We start from the raw sequence: 5,241 nt of genomic DNA, 5'->3' as shown, positions 1-5,241 counted from the left end.
GAACATCGTGTACATCCAGCCCAGCATGGAGATTTTCCAGTCGCAGCTGGAGGAGAAGATCTCGGCAAAGAAGCCCATATCCGCCGGACAGGCGATTGACTCCTTGATGCCGAGGGCGTGCGACAGCGGCAGCCAGAACACGGAAAAACCGTAGGCCATGCCGATGCACAAATGAATTGCCAGCGCCGCGGGCGGCACCAGCCAGCGGTTAAACCCCGGAGCGGCGACAGTCCGCTCCTTGTCGAGAAAGCCCATAAAGACCCCTTTGTTTATTTGGACATATTAGAAAGCATGCAACGTGTTGCCGCACGAGAATATCACGGCTTCTTTCTAATTTACTAACCAAATTTCACAAGTTAAAGGGTTTAGAGGGCTCCCTCAGGCGGTGCGTCAGAGGATTTCTTTGACCGTCTCAGGCGGACGGCACAAACGTACGCCCTTGTCCGTGACCACGAAAGGACGGTTGATCAACTCGGGATGCGCCATCATCGCGTCGATCAGTTTTTCATCAGGCAGCGACTTATCGGACAATCCCAGCTGGTCGTACACCTCGCCTTTGTCGCGCATGGCGCCGCGTGCCGTCAGGCCGGCGCGGGCGATCAGGCCGATCAGCACGTCGCGCGAGGGCGGCGCCTTCAGATACTCGATGATCTCCGGCTCCACGCCGGATTCGCGAATCAAAGCCAAAGCGCCGCGCGAGTTGCTGCAGGCGTTATTGTGATAAATCGTTATTCCCATATTTTTACTCAGGTAATTCAGGCAGCCCGCACTATACCACCGGGGCGAGTGTTGATAAACGCACAAAGATCTGCTTTAATTGTGACTCACCAATCGGGGTGTAGCTTAGCCTGGTAGAGCGCTACGTTCGGGACGTAGAGGCCGGAGGTTCGAATCCTCTCACCCCGACCAGATCCCCTCCCCCTCACTGTCACCTTGCTTAAGGCGTATCGAAAGCCTGGCGGCGTTGCATGTACAATGGCAACTAAAGTTTAAGTACAAGAAGGGCGCCATCAGTCCTCCACGCACGGGATTGCATCATGAGCGCGCCACAGCAATTATCCACATCACCTGTGATTGAGTTCGGCCCTTACCGGCTGTTTTCGTCCGCACGCCGGCTGGAAAAGGATGGCGCCCCCGTCAAGATTGGCAGCCGTGCGCTCGATATTCTGATCTGCCTGGCCGAGCAGCCGGGACGCCCCGTCAGCAACAAGACCCTGATCAAGCGCGTCTGGCGCGATATGGTGGTGGAAGAGATCAGCCTGCGCGTGAATATCGCCGGCCTGCGGCAGCCCCAAGCCAGACCGTTCTGATTGCCGACTATCGCTGCGGCCTGGAGCTGCAACGCCAGTTTTCATCCGATGAAGTCCGCGTTCTGATCGTCACGCATTTCGATAAAGAAGGCCAGATAAGGCAAGCGCTGCGCGCCGGCGTGCGTGGCTACGTGCTGCAAAGCTGCGTGTTGCAGGAACTGGAGCCGGCCCTTCTTGCCATGAGCTGCGGCCGGAATTACATCAGTTCGCGCGCCGATCGCGCCATCGCCAACAGCTGGTACCGCGCCGACCTGACCGGCCGCGAAAGGGACGTCCTGCAGTTGCTGGGCAAAGGCCACTGCAACAAGCTGATTGCCCGCGAACCGGGCTTGGCTGAAGAAACCGTCAAAACTCATCTCAAGAACGTGATGTCCAAACTGAACGTGTCGGCCCGCGTGCAGGCTGTCGTCGTCGCAAACGAACGCGGCCTGCTCGCAAATTAACTTCCTCATCTTGAAAGGATCAACCTTGAATACTTTGAAAACTCTGGTCACCACTTCTGCCCTGACCGCCCTCGCCAGCGCCGCTCTCGCGGCCGACTACACCGGCGTCGAGCCAACCACCGCCGCCTTCCTGAAGGCTATCGAGAATGCCCCGCCGATGGAAAACATGACGCCGAAAGATGCCCGTCAGGTGCTGATCGACGCGCAAAAAGGCGCCATCCTGCCAAAGGCCGATGTATCCGAAAAGGTCATCAAGGTCGACGGCCAGGATGTGAAGCTGCACATCGTCTGCCCCGCCGGTGCGAAAGGCACGCTGCCCGCCTTCATGTTCTTCCACGGCGGCGGCTGGGTGCTGGGCGACTTCCCGACCCACGAGCGCCTGGTGCGCGACCTGGTCGTGTATTCCGGCGCAGCCGCGGTCTTCGTCGACTACACGCCGTCGCCGGAAGCCGGTTATGGCGTAGCGATCAACCAGGCCTATGGCGCGACCAGGTGGGTGGCTTCGCACGGCAAGGAAATCCATGTCGACGGCTCGCGCCTCGCCGTGGCAGGCAACAGTGTCGGCGGCAATATGGCGGCTGTGGTGTCCCTGATGGCCAAGGACAAGGGCGGCCCGAAACTGCGTGCGCAAGTGCTGATGTGGCCCGTCACCGACGCGGGCTTCGACACCGCCTCCTATCATCAGTTCGCGAACGGCTACTTCCTCACCCGGAACATGATGAAGTGGTTCTGGGATAACTACACCACCGATGCTGCGGCACGCAAAGAGATCTACGCATCGCCGCTGCAGGCGCCGATCGAGCAGCTGAAAGGCCTGCCGCCAACCATGGTGCRGGTCGCCGAGTTCGATGTGCTGCGTGATGAAGGCGAAGCCTACGCCCGCAAGTTGTCCGCGGCCGGTGTCGAGGTCACGCCGCTGCGCGTGAATGGGGTGGTGCATGATTACGGCCTGCTGAACCCACTGGCCAAGGCGCCCGCCGTACAAGGCGCGCTGCGCGCCGCAGGTGCCGAACTGGCCTACCGCCTCAAGTGATGCGTGCGCGGCACTAAACCTTTGTATAGTGCCGCACGCAGGGAATCCGCACTAAGCTGTAAGCAATGCCCCTGCACCGAGAGGTTCGACCATGCACACAATCCAATGGCTGTCACGCAGCGGACTGACGCTCACCGTGTTGCTCATCATCGCGGTGCTGCCCGGCGGCTCGCTGCTGTTGCTGTCTTCGCGTGTAAGGCGCGCGTGCGTGGCGCTGCCTTTGGGTGGTGCAAAAAAAACGCGGCCCGAAGACCGCGCAATGCAATGAAACTAATGGAGCAGAGGCTCAGCGTGCCGTCGTCATGATGGCCTTCGCCGCATCAGGACTGTCGTGGCCTTCCATGACCAGCACTTCGCCGGCATGCGGCGCTTTAGCGCCCTCTTTGGCCAGTTCGCGTACGGGTCCGATCATGGTGGCATTGGCCATGCCCTGCGCATTGGTCACCAGGCTGCCCGTCGCAGCGCTGGCGCCGTTCAGGTAGACGCTGTATTCGGTGTTCGGTTTCAGCTTGAAGAGCGATACTTCCACCGCGTCAACCACGCCCAGATTGCGCGAGACGATAAAGCCTCGACCTTCACCCTGCTTCGGCCGCAACTGGACGTTGACGGAATCCTTGTTCGTACGCGGCACCAGGTTCTCCTTGCCATCGCCTTGCGGCACAGCGTGCGAGATATACACCAGTGCCTGCGGCGCCTGGCCTCCGGCGATGGTCGCGATCACGCGATTTGTGGCAGGATCGATAACCTGCATGCCATCGCCGTTCTCCATGCCGACGAACACACGGTTGCTGTCATCTGAAGTCCAGATCCCGTGCGGCAGTGCGCCGGTCGGAATCGTGGCCACCAGCTTGGCATCCTTGTCGGTGGTGTACACCTTCACCACGTTCTCGCCGCCGATCGTCACGTAGGCAAGCGTCTTGCCGTTCACTTTAGCGAAAGCCAGGTGGTTTGTGATGAACCCTGTATCGATCACGCCCGTCACTTCCAGCGTGCGCGTATCGATGCGCGTGACTTTGCCAACGTCCTTGTGCGTCATCCAGATTTCGCTGTAATCCGGCGAAAATTGCAGGAAGGGCGAGAACGGGCTGGTGACCGTAATCCGTTTGCACCATACCCGGTCCGACCTCGGTCTGAATGCGCTCCTTCTCGCGAAAGGTCTGCGGATCGATCACCGAAATGTAATCCTCGCCGCGCACAACCACCCAGGCCTCCTTGCCATCGGCGGTAAAGAAGCCTTCGTGCGGCGAGCGACCGACATACGTCTTGCCTTTGACCTTATTGGTTGCCGTATCGATGAAGGTGGCTGAGTTGGAGCCGGTAGAAATCACCATCAGCGTCTTGTGGTCCGGCGAGAAGCCCATACCGTGCACATTGATCTCACCCTTGTACAACGGCGACAGCACGTCCGGCCGGGGATTGCCGAGGCGGATCTGGCCCACCAGCGTGTTGGTGGACGGATCGAACACGGAAACGGTATTGCTATTCTGGTCCGCCGTGTAGACGCGGTCCTGCGACGACGGCAAGGCAAAGGCCAGCGGCATGGCAAATACAGCGACGACCGCAGCGATCAGTTGTTTATTGGTGTTCATGAGATTCCTCGTGCATGGAAGGATGGCGTGCCAGCCATGCCTGCATTTGTTGGATTTCTATTTGCTGCTCAGCGATGATGCCCAATGCAAGATTGCGGACTTCAGGATCCTGGCTGTAAAGCAGCACAGCCTTCGCCATATCGACTGCGCCCTGGTGGTGCGGAATCATCATGGTCATGAAGTCATGCTCGCTCTGGCCATTCATGGGGGCCTTGGCCATGCCGGCATCCATGACGGCCATGGCGTCGTCCATTAATGCTGCAAACGGCTTGGCTGTGGTGGCGGTAAAGACGGGCGGCGCTGCCGCAGAGTCGGCGGCGCCGTGGTGGTGATGGGCTTCCTGGGCCAAGGCAGAACCGGTGAACAGGCAGAGCATCAGACTTATGGCGTATTTCATTTATAGGCTCCCTGTGTGTGGGTGAGGCCAGTGTATGAAGAGCGCTCCAACAAACTTCTGACAAAACGATTACAAGCGCCCTGTCATCATTTCGTAATTATCCAGTCATGAGTTGGTCAGCGCCGATTTTCTACTATGGCTACATCAACCACCCAAACACTGGAGCAAATCATGAAAATCGCTAAACTGACCGCCGCCGCCCTGGTCATCGCCGCCACCGCTGGCAGCGCCTTCGCCCAAGGCCCTACGGGCTCGCCAGCCGACTATGGTAACGCCGTTGCTTCCGCCAACGCCGACCGCAAGATCGACCTGCAATCCGGCGTGCACAATGTTACCGTGACCAACGGCGACACCGTTGAATTCACCAACGGCTCCGACTCCGTGATCTGGCACTTCGACACCTTCCCTGGCCAGACCGTCGTTGACCTGTCGGCCATCGCACCGAAGCTCAACGCGCAAGGCGTACGCG

7 protein-coding genes, 1 tRNA gene and 2 pseudogenes are annotated in these 5,241 nt (G+C 59.4%); 6 read left to right on the top strand and 4 right to left on the bottom strand.

All coding sequences use genetic code 11. The features are described 5' to 3' along the window. Positions 1-255 (bottom strand): annotated as a pseudogene (locus AB4Z11_RS25715) (MFS transporter); the annotation flags it as partial. A gap of 135 nt (positions 256-390) precedes the next feature. Beyond that, complete coding sequence (gene arsC, locus AB4Z11_RS25710) at positions 391-738, bottom strand: arsenate reductase (glutaredoxin) (RefSeq protein ID WP_442028639.1); 348 nt, start codon at positions 736-738, stop codon at positions 391-393. Between the two features lie 94 nt (positions 739-832). Here arsC and AB4Z11_RS25705 point away from each other — a divergent pair. The 5 genes from AB4Z11_RS25705 (at position 833) to AB4Z11_RS25685 (ending at position 3,054) form a co-directional block, all read left to right on the top strand. Continuing rightward, positions 833-909, top strand: a tRNA-Pro gene (locus AB4Z11_RS25705). A 128-nt stretch (positions 910-1,037) separates the two neighbouring features. Continuing rightward, positions 1,038-1,310 (top strand): winged helix-turn-helix domain-containing protein, encoded by a 273-nt coding sequence (locus AB4Z11_RS25700; RefSeq protein WP_442028638.1) that lies wholly within the window; start codon positions 1,038-1,040, stop codon positions 1,308-1,310. Positions 1,311-1,429: 119 nt separating this feature from the next. Further along, positions 1,430-1,753: a response regulator transcription factor gene (locus tag AB4Z11_RS25695; RefSeq protein ID WP_442028637.1), complete on the top strand. Its 324-nt coding sequence runs from the start codon at positions 1,430-1,432 to the stop codon at positions 1,751-1,753. Positions 1,754-1,778: 25 nt separating this feature from the next. Beyond that, positions 1,779-2,786, top strand: coding sequence for an alpha/beta hydrolase (locus tag AB4Z11_RS25690; RefSeq protein ID WP_442028636.1), 1,008 nt, complete (start codon positions 1,779-1,781; stop codon positions 2,784-2,786). Between the two features lie 91 nt (positions 2,787-2,877). Further along, entirely contained in the window at positions 2,878-3,054 is a 177-nt protein-coding gene (locus AB4Z11_RS25685; protein WP_442028635.1) for a hypothetical protein, read from the top strand. Positions 3,055-3,072: 18 nt separating this feature from the next. On the opposite strand, the pseudogene AB4Z11_RS25680 reads toward AB4Z11_RS25685, so the two are convergent. Beyond that, positions 3,073-4,375: pseudogene (locus tag AB4Z11_RS25680) on the bottom strand (hypothetical protein). Continuing rightward, positions 4,362-4,772, bottom strand: coding sequence for a DUF305 domain-containing protein (locus tag AB4Z11_RS25675; RefSeq protein ID WP_442028634.1), 411 nt, complete (start codon positions 4,770-4,772; stop codon positions 4,362-4,364). The pseudogene AB4Z11_RS25680 and the gene AB4Z11_RS25675 overlap by 14 nt, the downstream one beginning before the upstream one ends. Before the next feature lie 171 nt (positions 4,773-4,943). Between AB4Z11_RS25675 and AB4Z11_RS25670 the strand changes: the two genes are divergently transcribed. Then, the coding region (locus tag AB4Z11_RS25670; protein ID WP_442028633.1) for a CzcE family metal-binding protein at positions 4,944-5,241 on the top strand (298 nt) is incomplete at its 3' end.

Origin of the sequence: Pseudoduganella sp. RAF53_2, assembly GCF_052113985.1 — a bacterium.
Classification (GTDB): Bacteria; Pseudomonadota; Gammaproteobacteria; order Burkholderiales; family Burkholderiaceae_D; genus Rugamonas.
Note: the sequence above shows the minus strand (reverse complement) of the source record. Positions and strands in the feature narration are given on the sequence as shown.